We start from the raw sequence: 17833 nt of genomic DNA on the forward strand, positions 1-17833 counted from the left end.
TCATAGATATGGACTATAAAAATGAAATAGGTCATTTGCTTCAAAAATATTTCTCTGGAACGATCATGCCGGACGAACAGCGTTTGTTGGATAGTTGGATGAAGGAGAAGGAAGAGCATAAGCAGTTGTTCGAGAGATTGCGGAAAGATACTCGTTTCGCGGAGGAATACGGGATATTTCGTGAGGTGGATACGACTCGGGCTTGGGAGACTTTCCGTGTGAAAAACGGGCTTGGGCGACAACGACGGATGACTACATGGATCAAGTATGTAGCTGTAATTGCATTACCTTTACTTGTTGCTGGGGTATGGCTGTTGTATCCTCGTGGAGGTGAGCAATCAATACCGGTGGCTCAAAATACGAAAATCGTGAAACGGGAGGTGAGTCCTGTTTTGGAGGTTGTTGGTGGAGGTAAAGTGATACTGGAGAAGGAAAAGGATAAAATGATAGAGGCGGGTAGGGGCGTTGACGTTCAACAAAGTTCCGGAATGCTGGTGTATTCGGATTCGGTTGTGTCAGAGTATGTGGATACGAATGTGTTGAGGATTCCCAAGGGTGGTGAGTTTAAGTTACAATTAGCAGATGGGACACGGGTGTATTTGAATTCAGCGACGGATTTAAGGTATCCGGTGGCTTTTACCGGGCCGGAACGACGGGTGTACTTGAAAGGAGAGGCTTATTTCGAGGTCGCAAAAGATGTGGAACATCCGTTTATCGTGGTTACGGATGATGTACAAGTACGGGTGTACGGGACTTCGTTCAATGTGAATACGCTTGGTGCTGATGGGGTTCGTACTGTGCTGGTGGAAGGAAAAGTAGGGATTCGAGGTCAGGATTTGGACCGGGAGTACGTGTTGAAACCGAACGAGCTTGCATTTTATGACCGGAATTCCCGTGATATGAAAATTGAAACAGTTGATCCCGATTTATATACTCTTTGGCGAAAAGGAATTTTCGTGTTTGAGCGGGAAACATTGGAAAATATCATGAATACTCTTTCTTTATGGTATGACATGGAGGTGTTTTTCCAGTCGGAGAGTGCCAAGCAGTTGCATTTTTCGGGACATATGAAACGTTATGAACAGATTGAAGATATTTTGCACGCAATAACGGATGCTACGGGGGTCGTGTTTACGATAAACGATAGAACCGTATGTGTATCAAGATAAAACGGAAGGTCGGCAAACCCTCCGTCTTTATTTCAAAAAAACAATAAACCTCGCATTGGAACCGAGAGGGTTTATTGAATGTTGAATTTATTACCACAAATGTATGAAAAAAAAACGATTATGTTTTCGATTGCCACGGGGCATGAGAGAAAAAATTGAAAAAGTGATGAAACTTTTCTGGATTTTAATGTGTTTGTTCACCTTTTCTGTTTCGGCTAACACGCTTGCCCAGCAGGAAAGAGTCAGTCTGAATCTGAAAGACGTGGCGGTACGGGCTTTGTTTGACGAGATTCAGAGGCAAACGAATCTGTATTTTGTTTTTAACACGGAGTTGACGGATCGTTTGGGGCAGTTGTCCGTGAACGTGAAGAACGAGACGGTGGAAAACGTGCTGCAACAGATTCTGAAAGGAACGGGATTGACGTACAAGTTCCGGGGAGATCTGATCGTGATTCAACAGGAGGATAAGAAAGAGGATGTAAAAAAAGGCAAGAGAATAGTCGGAATAGTTATTGATGAGAACTCGGGTGATGTTTTACCGGGTGTAACCGTAAAATTATGTTCGGAATCTTCTGTGGCTTTAGGGACGGCGACGGATTATCAGGGGCGTTTTGTATTGACATTGCCCGTGGTCAAGGGTGCATTGGAGTTCTCTTTCGTGGGTTACGAGACTCAGAAAATGAATTTTACGGAGAAGACGGATAGCTTGAGAGTGGTGTTGAGAGAGAAAATGAACGAGTTGGAGGATGTTGTGGTGACCGGTTATCAGCAAATTGATCGGCGACATTTGACTGCAGCTGTTACGACTGTTAAAATGAGTGATATTGATGTCCCGGGCGTAAATCGTATCGACCAGATGCTGGAAGGACGTATTCCCGGTATGACTTTTATGCAGAATAGCGGTCAGGTGGGAGCTACTCCGAAATTGAGAATACGGGGAACTTCTTCTATTTTGGGTAATCAGGAACCGTTGTGGGTAGTGGATGGAATTATTCAGCAAGATCCGGTGAATATTGATCCCCAACAGTTGAATGATTTGGATTTCGTGAATTTGTTGGGGAACGCTATTGCCGGGTTGAATCCGGATGACGTGGAGCAGATTGACGTGTTGAAGGATGCGGCTGCCACAGCATTGTATGGGGTGCGGGCTGCCAATGGAGTTATCGTTATCACCACGAAAAAAGGGAAGGTGGGTCCCCCGAAATTATCATATTCGTTGACAGGTACGTTTTCTACTCGTCCTCGGTATTCGGATAGAGGGGTGAATTTGATGAATTCCAAGGAAAGAGTAGATGTTTCCCGGGAATTGATGGAACGAGGAGTTCGTTATACTGGTGTTTACAATAGTTTTACGGATTGGATTGGGTACGAGAAGGCATATCTGGATTATTTTAAATATGGTTCTATTAGTTTCAATGATTTTAAAGAGCGTTCCGCTTATTACGAGACGTTGAATACCGACTGGCTTGATCTTTTGTGTCGGGATGTGTTCTCGCATAATCACTCATTGAGTATCAGTGGAGGAAATGAGAGCGCTAAATATTATGCTTCTTTTGGATATGCAAATGAAGAGGGGAATATTAAAGGGGAGAAGAATGAGCGTTACACGGCAAGTGTACGAGTAACTGTACAACATAAGAGATTGCAAATGCAATTCGGCGTTTCCGGTAATGTTCAGGATAAAACCTATAATCCTAGTGATTTAGGTATTATGAATTATGCTTATAATATGACCCGGGCGATTCCTCTCTACGGTGAGGACGGGGAGTTGTACACGTATAAAAAGGGGAATTATCCATTTAATATCATTCGGGAAATGGAGGAGTCTGATTATACAATTAATCAGAGGAATGCGAGTGCGAATGCACAAGTCCAGTATCGTTTTACAGATGCATTCAAGTTAATAGGTACGGCTTCTTATTCCATGGGAACTTCCGATGATGAAACGTGGTATGGCGAGAACTCGAATTATATCCTTAAATTGAAAGATGCGAATTCGTCCATGACTAGGAGTGAATGTCCTTTTGGTGGGGAGTTGAAAACAAATTCAAATCGTAGTAGTTCTTATACATTCCGGGTACAAGCGGATTATAGCAAGTTTTGGGATAAAAATAAGGACCATTTTACGAATGCTTCTATCGGTTGGGAATTGTCATCTTCTAAATATAATACTACGGCAAACACGGAGCGGGGGTATCTGAAAGATCGGGGAATGACTTTCGCCGCGTTAAAAGGGGAGGATTATTCCAAGTATCCGAAATATTTTGATTGGGTGATTCGGAATTATCCGAAATATAGTAAATCTTTGACGAATACAACATCGTTTTATCTTACGTTGACGTATAGTTATAAGGATCGGTATATTTTTAACGTGAATTCCCGTGCAGATTGGTCTAATGCATTCGGGAGTCGTAGTAACGAAAAACTTTTTCCGGTGTGGTCTTTTTCCGGTCGTTGGAATATGACGAATGATGTCGTGAAGAATGTGAGTTGGATTAATAATCTGGCTTTACGCGTGTCTTATGGTATTCAGGGGAATATGCAAAATAATCAACCGACTCAATTAATTATCAATAAAGGCGGGTATGATTCTTCAAAAGGAGGATATATTTCAACTGTGGAGAAGTTTCCTAATCCTGATTTAAAATGGGAAAAGACGTATTCTTTTAATGCCGGGATAGATTTCAGTTTCCTTAAAGATAAAATTCAGGGTTCTATTTCCGGTTATTATAAAAAGACCGTGGATGCCTTTTTGTCCAAGACCGTGTGTGACGTGAATGGGGTGACAACTTATGTCGTGAATTCCGGTAATGTTGAAAACAAAGGTATAGAGTTGTCTTTGAACTTTAATCCGATTAACCGTGCTGTCTCGGCTAATGGGAAAAGAGGTTTTGTCTGGCGTTTTGATCCACAGATCGGGCAGACATTGAATAAGTTGTTAAACGATCGTATCAAACAGAAAGATAAAACGTTACAAGATGAATTGACTTTGTCGCAATTTTTGAATGGTTCTGTTCAATTATCCGGAACCCCGCTGAACACTTTCTTTTCATTCAAGTATGCCGGGTTGGATAATCAAGGGAAACCGACATTTAAGGATTTGGAGGCAGATCGGGCGGAGGAATTACATGAAAAGTACAAGAATTTATCTAAGAAGGATGTGTGGTTGGCCGTGCTAGATGAGTCCGGAACTCGGGTTCCTGTTCTTCAGGGTGGTTTTAATAATTATTTTGGTTACCGAAGTTTTAGTTTAACGGTTAATTTTTCTTATAGCATCGGTAATAAAATTAGATTGTTACGAATTGCTTCCGGAGAATATAGTGCGGTGTCTCCCAAACCGATGCAAAATTTGCGCCGGGAGTTTATGAATCGTTGGAGAAATCCGGGAGATGAAAAAATAACCGATATTCCGGCTCTGGATATAGAAGGTGGTCAGGATAAAGGATGGTGGAATGCTAATAAATATAAAGTTGAATGGGAGCCAAGTGGCAGTGCCACGATATATTCCATGTATGATGATTCAGACTTGAGGGTCGCGAGCGGGAATTATTTGCGTTTGCAATCTTTGTCCTTACGTTATTTGTTCCCAAGGGCGTTGGCTAAGAAGTTAGGTTTTTCTTCCGGTTATTTATCCTTGTCCGGTTCGAATTTGTTTACTTGGTGCAGTAAGGACCTGAAGGGACAATCACCGGAACAATCTGGAACTTCCAGCGTGGTCAATATATCTGTCCGTCCGAAGTATTCGCTTAATTTGAATGTTGTTTTTTAAAACGGTATACGATGAAAAAATATAGTATATTATGGTTTGTAGTTTTATTTTGTGGATTATCTACCTCATGTAAAGATTTTTTGAACGAGTATTCACAAAACTTGGCTTATATTGAAACCGCTTCGGATTTGGAGGAGTTGTTGTTGGGAAGTGGTTACCAAGATCCTGCCATGACGATTTGTCCGGGAGCGGTACTGGCTACATTTGGAAATAAGACACAGAATAAAGATTTTATGACGTGTATCCATTTGATGGATGATGATATAAAAGAAGCACCAGCTCCGATTGCAAAGGAATATAAAACAAGATCGTGGCAAATGGTGGCAGGATATTACCGGTGGGCGGATGATCCCGCTATCGGTTTGACGGGGATAGCTGTACAAGATTATATATGGGCGGATTTTTATAAACGCATCGCTGTTTTGAACTCGATCATTTCAGCCATACCGGAACAACGGGCAAAGCATAAGTCCGGCGAGGAGGAGACGTTGAATCAAGTGGGGGGAGAGACTTATTTTTTGAGAGCTTGGTATTATTTTATGTTGACAAATATATACGGGGCTCCATACGATAAGAGTAATCCGAATGCTACTTGGGGTGTTCCTTTAAAATTGTCGGAAGAAGTGATCGATATTTATTATTCACGAAATACGGTAGGTGAGGTTTACGCGTCTATCGAGTCAGATTTGAAAAAAGCAATCGAGTTTTTTAAGTTGTTGTCTTCACCTAGGAAAAATGCCCAGCATGGAAGTATTGATGCTTGTTACGCTTTGTTGAGTCGGGTTTATCTTTACATGGAAAGATATGAAGATTGTATCGAGGTTGCGAATAAGATAGAGGGATACGGGGTGAAGAGTTTGAGTTCTTTGCCTGTCACCGAATCTTTTGCAACTTTGGAATCCGTGGAAACGATATTTTCCCATGGGCCACACGAGGCGTATTGGATTTTTGGGGACGATGCAGAGTTAGAGGTATCTAGTCGAATAGATATAGATCATTTATTAGCCACTGGTGAAATCATTATGATAACGACTCGTACGGTGAAACAGAACGGCTGGTCGTATGCTTGTTCACCCGAATTCGAGGGATTGTTTGATGAGAATGACTATCGTTTAAACCGTTTCTTCAGTCGGACGCGTTATGCGAAGAATTTGGTTCCCCGAAAGTATAAGTCAGAAATATCTATTTCCGAGTATGATCCGGTAAGTATGGATACGGTTGTTTATGCAAATACCGGAACCCCCGCATCAACTGGAGGGTGGTTACGATATCCCGAGATCCTTTTGAATAAGGCCGAGGCACAGGCTTGTTTGGGACAATCGGAAGCTGTAAATACGTTAAGGAGTTTGATGCAATATCGTTATAAAAAGATGCCAACGATTCCTTCTGGAGGAAAGGAACTTGTTGATTTTGTACGATTAGAACGGCGGAAAGAGTTATGTTATGAGGGACATCGCTGGTTTGATCTTCGTCGTTATGCTGTGAATAATACTTATCCATGTAAACGAGCCATAGAACATGTATGTTATCAAATTGCAACGGATGCGGGTGGGAGCGTAATAGCCGAGAAGGTGGGAGAGACAACGTTGGAAGAATATAATGATAATAGTTTTGGTTCATGGATGATCCCTATCCCGCAAAGTGTCATCGAATTTTGCGATGGTAATATGAAAAACCCTGTGAGAGGCGGAGTTACGGCAAATTTTGTAATTGAAAAAGAAGAGGAGGAAACGCTATGAGAAAATTAATTTATATTTTGTTAATAGGAGTATTTATAGCATGTTCCGAGGAGGAAACGTTGACTCCGATGGAAGTGAAAAACTGGTATGTTATTACTCCTACGGAAAATATGGACGAAGTGGATGATATGATTTATCGCCTATATGAGAAATATGATCTTGCAGTTTTTTACAAGGATACGATCGGGATGGAGGATCGGGGATGGAAAGATGAAAACGGAGATCCGAAGTTTTATTATGAAGTGCTTCGTTTGGATTACGATATGACAGAAATTGCCAATATCCAGACTAAGATCACGTTTAATAAGGTTGATGTTACTAACCCGGAAAGTAAGGCTGCAATGATGCCGCTATTGAAGTTGCTGAACGAGAAGTTACTGGCTTGGATTGATGGGGTTGACGTATTTATCCCGGCAATCTTGATCGTGCAGGATATGGAAAAGGGAACGAAGCCCATGTATGTTTATCGCGGGTTTGGGGTTTTAGGTTTCGCTTTGAATGGATACGAGCAATCAAATCCGGATTCTCTCTTCCAACGGGCATTTTTACATGAAATTTGTTATGGTGCTTTGCAAGATTCTTTGTCCAGTTTTCAATCTGTTGTAACTAAGGCATTCGAAAATACATCGGCTTCACCGGCTATAATAAAAGAATGTTGGGGGGTAAATTATGAAACGTTCGTGCCTTCTTATGCGGATCGGTTGTTGAAAGTAAATAATATGCAATCCTATTATGATATGAAAGTTCTTTACATGGGAAAAAAGGAAGAGGCCTTAGCTCAACTGGAAAGAGATGATTTAACGGAAACAGAACGAAAAAAATGGGAGAGCGAGGTAAACCTTGCTAATAATGTGATTGCGGCTATGGATAAACAGTTGGACAGTTATGACGAGTATAAAGCTTACGTGGAGCAAAATTGTCCGGAGAATTTTGGATTATTGGCATTGGCTACATATAAATCCGATGGAAAAACTTATTATAATGTCCCGACAGCAGAAAATGATTTTGCTGCTTATCTGGATGCCGTTCTGGATTACGATAAGGAGGAGTTTATGAAGAAATATGAAGCTTATCCTTACGTGCAAGCGCGTTATACATTGATGGAGTATGTGCTTAAAGGGGCAGGTTTTGATTTGGAACGAATTAGAGCGGATATAAAATAAAAAGATAAATCATTTATTGTATGAAAAAGGTATTATTATTGATCACGGCAGTTTGCTGTGTTGTAGCAGTGTGTGCTCAGGATTTCACGGCAATTAAAGGAAAAGTGAAGGATCAATGGTTGTCACAGGTTAAATTATTTAAGACCGTGGATGGGACTCCGGTGGTGTGTGCGGTAAGTCGGGTGGAGGCGGATGGTAGTTTCGGTTTTCTGGTTAAGCCCGAGAAACCCGGGTTTTACGTGATAGGGGAGGATGAGCGGATGAATTTCCCCGTGTACGTGAAAGGGGGGGAAGAAATAAATATCGAGTTACAGGAAAACAAGGCTAACTTGATAGGCAAGAACACGAGGGAGAACGTGCAATTGTATAAATGGGTGGAATATGCTTATCATGTATGGCTGAAGAGTGTGTTTTTTGATAGAGTATTTAGCACGTATGAGGATTTTTTTCCTGATTTTGAAAAGTTTGTTGCCGGGTTGTCGGAGTTGAAGGCTGGTTTGAAGAGTGGTAACAAGGAGTTCGATGCATTGCTGAGAGAGTGGATTGATTATGCCACGGATTATTATGCTGTTGTTTTTTTACAAACCCCTCGATCGAAACATCCGAAGGTGTCTGATCGACCTGAGTATTACAAGCAGATTATTAATTCGAAGAAATTTGCGGATGAACGAGTGTTGGATTTTCCGAATGGAATTACGATGCTGAGATTGTACTCTATTTTTGCCGTGAACGAGAAGGATGTAAATCCGGCGGATAAGGCCCTGTACGAGCAGACTTGTTTGGAGGCGATCCCAAGTGATCGGCTGAGAGGAGAGTTTGTTGTAAGTCGTTTTTTCTCTGAGTATCGCACGTACGAGGAGTATTTGGATGGGATGAAGAAGTTCGAGAAATATTGGTTATCTCCCTCTTTAAAAGCCCGAGCGGAAGCGGTGGGAACTAAGTTGTACAAGACCCGTGCAGGTGGTGTCGCTGCTGATTTTACTTATCCGGATGTGAACGGTAAACAAGTGTCACTTTCTGATTTTAAGGGTAAGGTGGTGTTGATTGATGTCTGGGCAACTTGGTGCGCTCCTTGCCGGGGAGAGATCCCGTATTTGAAAAAGTTGGAGGAGGAGATGAAGGGTATGGATGTCGTTTTCTTGGGAGTGTCCGTGGATGAGGCTAGAAATAAACAAAAATGGTTAGATTTTATAGAGCAGGAGAAGTTAGGGAGTATTCAAGTTTTTGCTAGTGGTTGGAGTAAAATTACAAAGGATTACAAGATTAACGGGATCCCGCGTTTTATCGTGATCGACCGGAAGGGGAACGTGGTTTCTTTTGATGCTCCTCGTCCTTCGAATCCAGCTTTGAAAAAGATGTTGGAGGGAGCGTTAGGCAAGTAATGCTTTTAATGAACATGGATGAGAAAAATGTAACAATATGAAATTGAATGTTTTTATTGTAATCAAGGAGATCTTTGTTCTTTGTATTGCGTTGCTTTTTGCCGCTTGTGGTAGTGGGAATAAGTTCCATGAACATGATAATGAGTTGGCTAAACTGTCATTGGACGCCTTTGCCGAAGTAAAGGGACAGGTGCATCGGGAAAAAATGGACGAGGTTGGGTTGTATGAAGTGGTGGATGGGGCCGAGACGTTGATTAGTAAAACCCGGGTGGGGAAGAACGGGTGGTACGGGTTTGCGATAGAGCCTGCTCGTCCCGGATTCTACACGGTTGGGGGTGAAAAAACGAGTGAACGAATCCGAGTTTATTTGGAGGCAGGAGACTGGGCAGAGGTGAATATATTGGAAGATACGTTGGTTATAACGAATCGTAATACTCCTGAGAATTTATTGCTAGCCCGGTGGGAGAGCATATTTGAACCAGTGCGTCGGAGGGTGGATCATAAGGATTTTATCTTTTTCACGTATAAAGAGTTATTCCCGTATTACATGGATTTTTTGCCGAAAGCAGGGGCGTTTAAGAGGGAGATTCGTTCTGAGAATCCGTTTTTTGAAGAGTTGCTGAGGCAAACCGTGGAGTATGACGTGGAGTATTTTGCATTGAGGATATTGTCGGCTGTCAAGGTGGATCGGGCTGTGATGAGAGGATGTCGTCCCGAGCCGGGGGATTATCCTGATTATTATTCCACGTTAGTGTCGAAAGATAAATTGAACGACAGCAGCTTGTTGCGGCAGCCTTACGGGGTAGATTATTTGATGAGCTACACGAATCTTGCGTTGCAAAAGCTTAACCGGAAGCAAACCATTGTTGATCAATTGGAATGGGTTCCGTGTGATCTACTGAAGGCGGAGATCGTGTTAAGGCATGCCGGGTGGGCGAAAACGTACGAGAAATATGATGAGATCGTAACTTATTTTTCTAAGTATTTGACAACAGAAAGTCATCATCGGAGGATGGATGAGCTGAGTGCTAAATTGTACGTGGGGAATAAGGGAGCAAAAGCAGCGGATTTTACTTATCCGGATCGGAACGGGAAATTGGTTTCTCTTTCGGATTTCAAGGGGAAAGTGGTCGTGGTGGATGTTTGGGCAACTTGGTGTGGTCCTTGTCGGAAAGAGATACCGTATTTAATTAAGCTGGAAGAAGAGATGCGGGGCAAAGATGTTGTTTTTATAGGGGTGTCCGTGGATGAAAAGAAAGATCATCAGGCTTGGTTGGATGTGTTGGATAAAGAGGGACTGGAAGGCATACAATTGTTTGCCAGTGGTTGGAGCCAGATCGTCAAAGATTATAAAATTAAGGGGATTCCTCGTTTTATGGTGTTTGATCGCCAAGGAAAGGTGGTTACGATTGATTCTCCTCGTCCTTCTGATCCAAGGTTAAAGGCATTACTGGATGCGGAATTAGAAAAATAATTTAAGAAATAGAGTTATGATGAGAAAAATTCTGATATTGTGTTTGATAGTATGTAGCCTCTCACGGCTTGAAGCCCAAGAACAGGGAGTCCAATTTCAAGAGTTAACTTTTCAGGAAGCACTAAATAAAGCAAAGGCTGAAAATAAACTTGTTTTTGTGGATTGCTACACCAGTTGGTGTGGCCCCTGTAAATATATGCTGAATAATGTCTTTGTTCTTCCGGAGGTGGGTGAGTTTTTCAACGAGCATTTCGTGAATGTGAAATATGATATGGAGCAAGGGGAAGGGAGATATTTAAACGGGCGTTTTCATGTTAGATCTTACCCGACATTCCTGATGATTCGTCCCGATGGAACCGTGCAACACCGGATCGTGGGTTCCCGGAAAACAGAAAACTTCATGGAGTGTGTCAAACGGGGAGCTGAAGAAAGGACTTCTCGTTATTATCTGGAAAAACTCTATAAAGAGGGGAAATTAGGTGCGGAACAACGTACTTTGTATCGTAAAAGTTTGGAGGACGCTGGAGACTGGGATGAGGTGAAGGCATTAACAGGGGAAGAGTTCAAACGACTTTCCGATCAAGAAAAATGTTTACCGAAGAATTGGTATCTGTATGATCAAGATGAAGTTGGTCCTCAAGACGAGCGATTTGCTTATGTACTAGCTCATAAAGCAGATTTCGATAAGCAAATCGGTAAGAAGGTGGTGGATAAAAGATTGTATGATAATTATTATGGTTTACTTACGGGATTGAAATCCAATGCTCAGGTGGATGATCTGTTTGCTTTTTTGAGTAAGCAGTTAGAGACGGTTGATTTTATCGGTAAGGAAGGCATCCTTTTATCTCTTCACTTTGTGAAAGCTCAGAATAGCCAGAATATAGACGATATGCTTTGTCTGTTAGAAAAAGATGTGCAGAATTTGCCGCATGCTTTTTTGTGGAAAGCTCCTTTCCTCGATTTTATCATAGAAAAAGGAAGTGAAGAACAGATCGTGCGTTATGTCGCTTTGGAAGAAAGAGTGATAAATGCATTGGATAATGATAAGATGAAGAATATTACGAAAGAGTTTTTTGCGAAATATCGTTCTAAATTAAATTGAGGGAGACATGAAAAAGGTATTTTTAATCTTACTTATTTTGGTTTTGTCCTTTTGTGCAATAGCTCAAAAACAGGATACGGTTGTGACGATAACAGGACGAGTAGCGTCTGGAAAACCCATGCACCTTCTTGTTGAACGGCAAGTTGGGATGACACAGCGGTTGGTGGAGGCTGATGTCAGCGGAGAATATAGTATTACCTTTCCTGTCAAGGAACCTATGTTTTTATCGATAAGTATCGGCCGGCAAGTTTTTTCAGGTAATTTGTTTGTAGCTCCGGGAGCGAAGATTAATCTTGATTTGACTCAAGATGAGAAATTTCAAGGCTCTTATGCTGGGGTAAATAATTTATTACGACGAGTGTTAGCGGAAGAGTTTAAGCCGAAAACAGACGGGATAAAAACGTTTACAAAACCTTATGCCGAAGCGTTGTATCGTGGGTATCAAGAGCGGGAAAAAGTGATTGAAACTTCTGGTTTATCAATGAAGGATCAACAGATAGTCAAGGGATATATGCAATTCCAGTTACTGGAAAATCTGTATATGATGATACTGCGTTCGAAGGCTTTCGGGAAAGTTTTTAATCCTCCCGATGTGGCTCCTGATTACAGTGATCCCGTGTTGAACGTGAAATGGGTCAGAGAATTGACGTTTACCGGGGATTGGTTTGCTTTGTTTCAAGAGTGGTTGTACGCCCAGGTACGAAATGAAAAAATTAAGATAGGTTCTCGTGTAACTTACTTAAATGATATGGCGAGTGTGATTGAGGATCCTGTGTTAAAGGAGGCTTATTTGTTACGAGCGATAAAGTTAGAATTGTTACAAGGAAACGTGAAGGGTTTGGAGGAACGACTTCAAAAAGCAAAGTGTATCGTGAAATTCAAAGCGGGAAAAAACGAATTGGCTGTATGCGCTCAAGAATTGAAAAAAAGTGTGTATCGGGATATGTCAGGACTTGATTTTAGTAAATATAGTTTCCCGAATATTCATGGAGATACTATTTGTTTATCTGAATTCAAAGGGAAATACGTGTTTGTTGATCTTTGGTCCACGGGGTGTAATCCGTGTGTTGCTGAGATTAATTATGCCAAGAGGTTGGAAGATCGGTTGAAAGATTTACCGTTGGTATGGGTTTCGATCTCGTTGGATACACATGTTGATACTTGGAAAAAGTTTGTAAAGCAAAAGGATATGGATGGAGAACAGTTGTTATGTTCCCGGGCATATAAACATCCTTTGATGCAACAAATGGCTGTTCATGGGATTCCGCGTTTTATTATCTTGGACCCGGCAGGAAAAGTATGGGATGCCTCTTCTCGTAGGCCTTCCGATCCGGTGTTGGGAGAGCTGTTATTAAAAGAGTTGTCTGGAAATTAGTGTTAGATAATAAATATACCCTAACGATTTAAATCGTTAGGGTATATTTATTGTTATGAAGGGTGTTATTTTCCTCGAATAGCCGTGATTCCCGGTAACTCTTTTCCCTCGATGTATTCGAGCAGGGCACCACCTCCGGTGGATACGTAGCTGACCTTGTCGGCCAAGCCGAATTGGTTGATGGCGGCGACAGAGTCGCCACCCCCGATTAAGGAGAAGGCGCCGTTTGCAGTGGCCTTCACGATGGCATCAGCGATGGCTTTGGTTCCCACGGCAAATTTTGGCATTTCGAATACTCCCACGGGGCCATTCCAAAGGATTGTTTTGGATTGCTCGATGACCTTGGTGAAGGAAGCAATACTTTCCGGGCCTACATCCAATCCTTCCCATCCATCGGGAATTTCCATGGAAGGAACGATCTGGGTGTTGGCGTTATTGTCGAAAGCGTCGGCAGCGACAGTGTCGGTTGCCAATACAAGATTTACACCTTTTTCTTTGGCTAGTTTCATGATTTCAAGAGCCAGGTCGAGTTTATCTTCCTCGCAGATGGAATTGCCGACATGACCGCCCAGTGCTTTTTTGAACGTGTAAGTCATTCCACCGCCCAAGATGAGGTTATCCACCTTGTCCATGAGGTTCATGATAATATCGATTTTGGATGAAACTTTGGAGCCTCCCATGATGGCCGTGAACGGGCGGGTGGGGTTGTGCATTACTTTATCCACGCTTTCCAATTCTCCTTGCATGACGTAGCCGAATAGTTTGTCATTCGGGAAAAATTTGGCAATAACAGCGGTGGATGCGTGAGCCCGGTGGGCTGTCCCGAAGGCATCGTTGATCCAAACGTCGGCTAAAGATGCCAGTTTTTGAGCGAAATTCTCGTCTCCTTTTTCTTCTTCTTTGTAGAATCGAAGGTTTTCCAACAGGAGAACTTCTCCCGGTTTCAGGTCTGTTGCAGCTTTTACCGCACTTTCCCCGATGCAGTCATCGGCGAACTTCACGGGTACACCTAACAGTTCTTCCAGGTGTTTCTGGATATGTTTTAATGAAAATTTGTCTTCCGGTCCGTTTTTCGGGCGTCCGAGATGAGACATCAATATTACGGAACCTCCTCCCGTCAACACTTTCTTGATCGTGGGAACGGCTGCCCGCATACGGGTGTCGTCCGTGATCTCGAACTTTTCATTTAAAGGTACGTTGAAGTCTACGCGGATAAGCGCCTTCTTGTTTTTAAAGTTGTAATTATCAATTGTCTGCATAGCAATTGTTATTTTAATGAGTAAATTACTTAATCAAAAGATAAAGGTAAGGATAAAATTATTTAAACCAAAAAATATGCAGGAAGGAATTTAGTGGATGTACAGGATGAAAAAATGTGGGTGAAAATTTGTATCACTCACGGAAAATTTGGATTTTTACCTTCAATAAAAATGTGCATGGTAGTGAATAGACTATTAGCTTGGTGAGAGAAGACAAAATTAGCAGGAATGAGACGAGTTGTAATCATAATATGCATGGGGATAACAATTTTGTTTTTGTTGTCTTCTTGTCGGAAAAATGAGAAAGCGAAAACAGCAGAATTGTGCAGGGAGTTGGAGAACTCTGTGATGTTATCGCCTGCGTTTGATTCTTTGGTAAAGGTGTCTATGGGGTTACCTAATTTTTTTCGTTCGAAAGTATTGTTGACCGCGGGAAGTTGTTATTCCACTAGGGTGGAGCAGATGCAACAGGCTCGGATTTACTTACGGGAGGCCTACCGGATTGCCCCGCGGGACGTGAAGAATTTAGTGGCGCTGGAATTAACCCGGCTTTACGGTTCTTTGATTTTGCGGGATAGTTGTGTGGAAGAGGCCATTCGTTTTATCAGCCGGGTGCCTTCTAAGGTGGTATTTACCCGGGAGGAAGAGGCTAAATTCTATTACTTGGGAGCTTGTTTTTTTAAATCGATCGATATAGACCGGGCTTTTAAAGCCGTGGATCAGGCATTGTCGTTGTATCGGGGACTTTCAGATACGGAGGGGGAGATCGAGGCTTATCGCTTGAAAGCAACTTTATACGGGGTCTTGCAAGAATATGAAGAACAATATGCTTGTTACGAGGAGGCCTATCGCCTTTTACGACGATCAAGATTCCGGGATAAGGTGAAACCTTTTTACGAGCAGATGGCGGCAAGCCTGAAAAAGTTGGGAAGGCATGAGGAGGCGTTACTTTGGTATGAAGAGGTTTTAAAGGAATTGCCGGATTCAAGTAGGCTTGGACGTTACGGAATTCAGGTAGCCGAGGCTTATTCCGGGTTGGGGTATCACGAAAAGGCTCGGGAGATATTGAGGGGCGGGTTGGTGAATGAAAAACGAGGTGGAATGCGTAACGTGTTGCTTACTCGTGTTGCCGAATCTTTTATCCAGGAGGGACTTCGGGACTCGGCTTTGATAGCGTTAAAAAGTGCGATTGACTTCTACGAGATATATGCTCGGGAAAATCAATTGAAGGTTCCCGGTGTGATGTTCATGAATTATTTAAGGTATGGGCGTTGTTTGTGGGAGATGGGGGAAAAGGATGAGGCTGTTGCGTATCTGGAAGGTATTAGTTATAAAAAAGCAGAATCCCCGGAGAGTCAATTAGCTCAGGCCCGGGTGTTGGAATTGCTGAGCGAATATCACGAGGATATGGAGAATCGGCAGGCGTTTTGTGACGTCTTGCATCGACGGGATTCGGTTTTGGAGTTGTACGATTCCTTTTATGATAACGGGCGTTATCGTCAGGTGTTGAAAAAATACAAGAATCAAAAATTTCTACGGGAGATCGAAGAGATGAACCGGAAACAGGAGTCTGCCAATTGGTGGTTGGTGCTGGCATTACTTGTGACCGTGGGACTGATCGTTTCGGCCTTGATATATACCTGGGTTTCGTGGGGAAAAGAAAGAGAGTATAAAAAGAGAAAATAGTATTTATGGATAAGCACGAGATATTCATGCGGAAAGCGTTGGAAGAAGCCCGCTTGGCTGAAGAAGAAGGGGAAATCCCGGTTGGGGCAGTAGTCGTTTGTAAAGGTCGGGTAATCGCCCGGGCCCATAATCAAACCGAGCGTTTGAATGATGTGACGGCACATGCGGAGATGCTTGCCATCACGTCCGCGACTTCTTTATTGGGAGGAAAATATTTAAATGATTGTACCCTGTATGTCACGTTAGAACCATGCGTCATGTGTGGTGGTGCGCTTGCTTGGGCTCAATTGGGAGAATTGGTGTACGGGGCTGCCGACCCGCATCGGGGGTATGCCCGGCTTTCTCCGTCCGTGTTACACCCGAAGACAAACGTGGTTACCGGAGTTTTAGAGGATGAATGTGGAGAATTGGTAAAAAATTTCTTTGCCAGAAAAAGGTGATTAATTTATTCTCCATTTACCATTTTCCGTTTTCAATTGTTTTGTTGTACATTTACGAATTGAATAGATTGTTATTAATAAAATAGTACATGGGTAATTTTGATATAAGGACCGGGAATGTGCCAGATAGTGAGAAAGAGCTGGAGAAGGCTTTGCGTCCGTTGAGTTTTAGTGATTTTCAAGGGCAAAAGAAGATCGTGGATAATCTGGAAGTCTTCGTGGAGGCGGCGAAGATGCGGGGTGAATCTCTGGATCACGTTCTGTTGCACGGCCCTCCCGGATTGGGAAAGACAACTTTGTCGGCTATTATTGCTAACGAGTTGGGAGTCGGGATTAAGATTACTTCGGGTCCGGTGTTGGATAAACCGGGTGATTTAGCGGGGTTGTTAACTAATCTGGAGCCAAATGATGTGTTGTTTATTGACGAGATTCACCGGTTAAGCCCGATCGTGGAAGAGTATCTTTACTCGGCGATGGAGGATTTCAAGATTGATATTATGATAGATAAAGGGCCGGCTGCCCGATCCGTGCAGATCCAATTGAGTCCTTTCACGCTGATTGGGGCGACCACGCGTAGCGGCTTACTGACAGCCCCGTTGAGGGCGCGTTTCGGTATCAATAGTCACTTGGAATATTATGATCTCGACGTGCTGACGGGGATCGTGGAGCGCTCGGCGGCTATTTTAAGAACAAAGATCACGAGTCAAGCCTCGAAAGAGATTGCGTCTAGAAGTCGCGGGACTCCTCGTATCGCTAATGCCTTGTTGCGTCGGGTACGGGATTTTGCCATGGTGAAGGGAAACGGGGTGGTTGATCTTGAGATCACGACCTTTGCGCTGGAGGCTTTGAATATTGATAAGTTCGGGCTGGATGATATGGATAATAAAATTCTGTTGACGATTATTGATAAGTTCAAGGGGGGGCCTGTCGGTTTGACCACGATTGCAACTGCGGTCAGCGAGGACCCGGGAACCTTGGAAGAGGTTTACGAGCCGTTCTTGATCAAGGAAGGTTTTCTGAAAAGAACCCCCCGGGGACGTGAAGTGACAGATTTGGCCTACAAGCATCTACAGAAGAATCGGCGAACGGATGACTGGCAAGCCACGTTATTCTAGCTAATTCCGGAGGATTGGGAAAGCGGGAAGTGTTGGATAAAATGATAAATTCAAAAGTTTTATTAACGTTAAAAATGGGTGAAAGCGGGGTTTTGACTTGTTTAATTTGCGGAACGGATAAAATTTTGAAGAGGATCAATGAGTTATATTTGTGTTAAAT

12 protein-coding genes are annotated in these 17833 nt (G+C 42.7%); 11 read left to right on the forward strand and 1 reads right to left on the reverse strand.

All coding sequences use genetic code 11. The features are described 5' to 3' along the window. The first annotated feature begins 8 nt into the window (after positions 1–8). The 8 genes from F1644_RS14490 (at position 9) to F1644_RS14525 (ending at position 13173) form a co-directional block, all read left to right on the forward strand. On the forward strand, positions 9–1169 hold the full coding sequence (locus tag F1644_RS14490; RefSeq protein ID WP_158571805.1) for a FecR family protein: 1161 nt from the start codon (positions 9–11) through the stop codon (positions 1167–1169). 142 nt (positions 1170–1311) lie between these two features. After that, a complete protein-coding gene (locus F1644_RS14495; RefSeq protein WP_229782392.1) occupies positions 1312–4938 on the forward strand; it encodes a SusC/RagA family TonB-linked outer membrane protein in 3627 nt (1208 codons plus the stop codon). A gap of 11 nt (positions 4939–4949) precedes the next feature. Next, positions 4950–6677, forward strand: a complete 1728-nt coding sequence (locus F1644_RS14500) for a RagB/SusD family nutrient uptake outer membrane protein (protein ID WP_118303420.1) — start codon at positions 4950–4952, stop codon at positions 6675–6677. Continuing rightward, positions 6674–7840, forward strand: coding sequence for a hypothetical protein (locus tag F1644_RS14505; RefSeq protein ID WP_118303422.1), 1167 nt, complete (start codon positions 6674–6676; stop codon positions 7838–7840). Before F1644_RS14500 ends, F1644_RS14505 begins: the two co-directional genes overlap by 4 nt. A 20-nt stretch (positions 7841–7860) precedes the next feature. Beyond that, positions 7861–9222, forward strand: a complete 1362-nt coding sequence (locus F1644_RS14510) for a TlpA family protein disulfide reductase (protein ID WP_118303424.1) — start codon at positions 7861–7863, stop codon at positions 9220–9222. 37 nt (positions 9223–9259) lie between these two features. Further along, positions 9260–10696, forward strand: coding sequence for a TlpA family protein disulfide reductase (locus F1644_RS14515; RefSeq protein ID WP_118303426.1), 1437 nt, complete (start codon positions 9260–9262; stop codon positions 10694–10696). A 16-nt stretch (positions 10697–10712) separates the two neighbouring features. Continuing rightward, positions 10713–11798, forward strand: a complete 1086-nt coding sequence (locus F1644_RS14520; RefSeq protein WP_118303428.1) for a thioredoxin family protein — start codon at positions 10713–10715, stop codon at positions 11796–11798. A gap of 7 nt (positions 11799–11805) precedes the next feature. Continuing rightward, the gene (locus F1644_RS14525; RefSeq protein ID WP_118303430.1) at positions 11806–13173 is read left to right on the forward strand and encodes a TlpA family protein disulfide reductase; all 1368 of its coding nucleotides are present in this window, start codon (positions 11806–11808) and stop codon (positions 13171–13173) included. Between the two features lie 65 nt (positions 13174–13238). Here the strand turns inward: F1644_RS14525 and F1644_RS14530 are convergent, their stop codons facing one another. Then, complete coding sequence (locus F1644_RS14530; protein ID WP_118303432.1) at positions 13239–14432, reverse strand: phosphoglycerate kinase; 1194 nt, start codon at positions 14430–14432, stop codon at positions 13239–13241. Between the two features lie 228 nt (positions 14433–14660). Here F1644_RS14530 and F1644_RS14535 point away from each other — a divergent pair, with 228 nt between their 5' ends. From F1644_RS14535 to ruvB, 3 genes are all read left to right on the forward strand, one after another. Further along, positions 14661–16118, forward strand: coding sequence for a tetratricopeptide repeat protein (locus F1644_RS14535; protein ID WP_118303434.1), 1458 nt, complete (start codon positions 14661–14663; stop codon positions 16116–16118). Positions 16119–16123: 5 nt separating this feature from the next. Then, on the forward strand, positions 16124–16558 hold the full coding sequence (locus F1644_RS14540; protein WP_087419605.1) for a nucleoside deaminase: 435 nt from the start codon (positions 16124–16126) through the stop codon (positions 16556–16558). An 89-nt stretch (positions 16559–16647) separates the two neighbouring features. After that, the gene (gene ruvB, locus F1644_RS14545) at positions 16648–17673 is read left to right on the forward strand and encodes a Holliday junction branch migration DNA helicase RuvB (protein ID WP_087419606.1); all 1026 of its coding nucleotides are present in this window, start codon (positions 16648–16650) and stop codon (positions 17671–17673) included. Positions 17674–17833 lie beyond the last annotated feature (160 nt).

The organism is Butyricimonas paravirosa (assembly GCF_032878955.1).
Taxonomy (GTDB): Bacteria; Bacteroidota; Bacteroidia; order Bacteroidales; family Marinifilaceae; genus Butyricimonas; species Butyricimonas paravirosa.

What these genes read in the sequence shown, in the direction of transcription:
- F1644_RS14490 (WP_158571805.1), top strand. Translation starts at nt 9, where the DNA reads ATGGACTATAAAAATGAAATAGGTCATTTGCTTCAAAAATATTTCTCT.
- F1644_RS14495 (WP_229782392.1), top strand. Translation starts at nt 1,312, where the DNA reads ATGAGAGAAAAAATTGAAAAAGTGATGAAACTTTTCTGGATTTTAATG.
- F1644_RS14500 (WP_118303420.1), top strand. Translation starts at nt 4,950, where the DNA reads ATGAAAAAATATAGTATATTATGGTTTGTAGTTTTATTTTGTGGATTA.
- F1644_RS14505 (WP_118303422.1), top strand. Translation starts at nt 6,674, where the DNA reads ATGAGAAAATTAATTTATATTTTGTTAATAGGAGTATTTATAGCATGT.
- F1644_RS14510 (WP_118303424.1), top strand. Translation starts at nt 7,861, where the DNA reads ATGAAAAAGGTATTATTATTGATCACGGCAGTTTGCTGTGTTGTAGCA.
- F1644_RS14515 (WP_118303426.1), top strand. Translation starts at nt 9,260, where the DNA reads ATGAAATTGAATGTTTTTATTGTAATCAAGGAGATCTTTGTTCTTTGT.
- F1644_RS14520 (WP_118303428.1), top strand. Translation starts at nt 10,713, where the DNA reads ATGATGAGAAAAATTCTGATATTGTGTTTGATAGTATGTAGCCTCTCA.
- F1644_RS14525 (WP_118303430.1), top strand. Translation starts at nt 11,806, where the DNA reads ATGAAAAAGGTATTTTTAATCTTACTTATTTTGGTTTTGTCCTTTTGT.
- F1644_RS14530 (WP_118303432.1), bottom strand. Translation starts at nt 14,432, where the DNA reads ATGCAGACAATTGATAATTACAACTTTAAAAACAAGAAGGCGCTTATC.
- F1644_RS14535 (WP_118303434.1), top strand. Translation starts at nt 14,661, where the DNA reads ATGAGACGAGTTGTAATCATAATATGCATGGGGATAACAATTTTGTTT.
- F1644_RS14540 (WP_087419605.1), top strand. Translation starts at nt 16,124, where the DNA reads ATGGATAAGCACGAGATATTCATGCGGAAAGCGTTGGAAGAAGCCCGC.
- ruvB (WP_087419606.1), top strand. Translation starts at nt 16,648, where the DNA reads ATGGGTAATTTTGATATAAGGACCGGGAATGTGCCAGATAGTGAGAAA.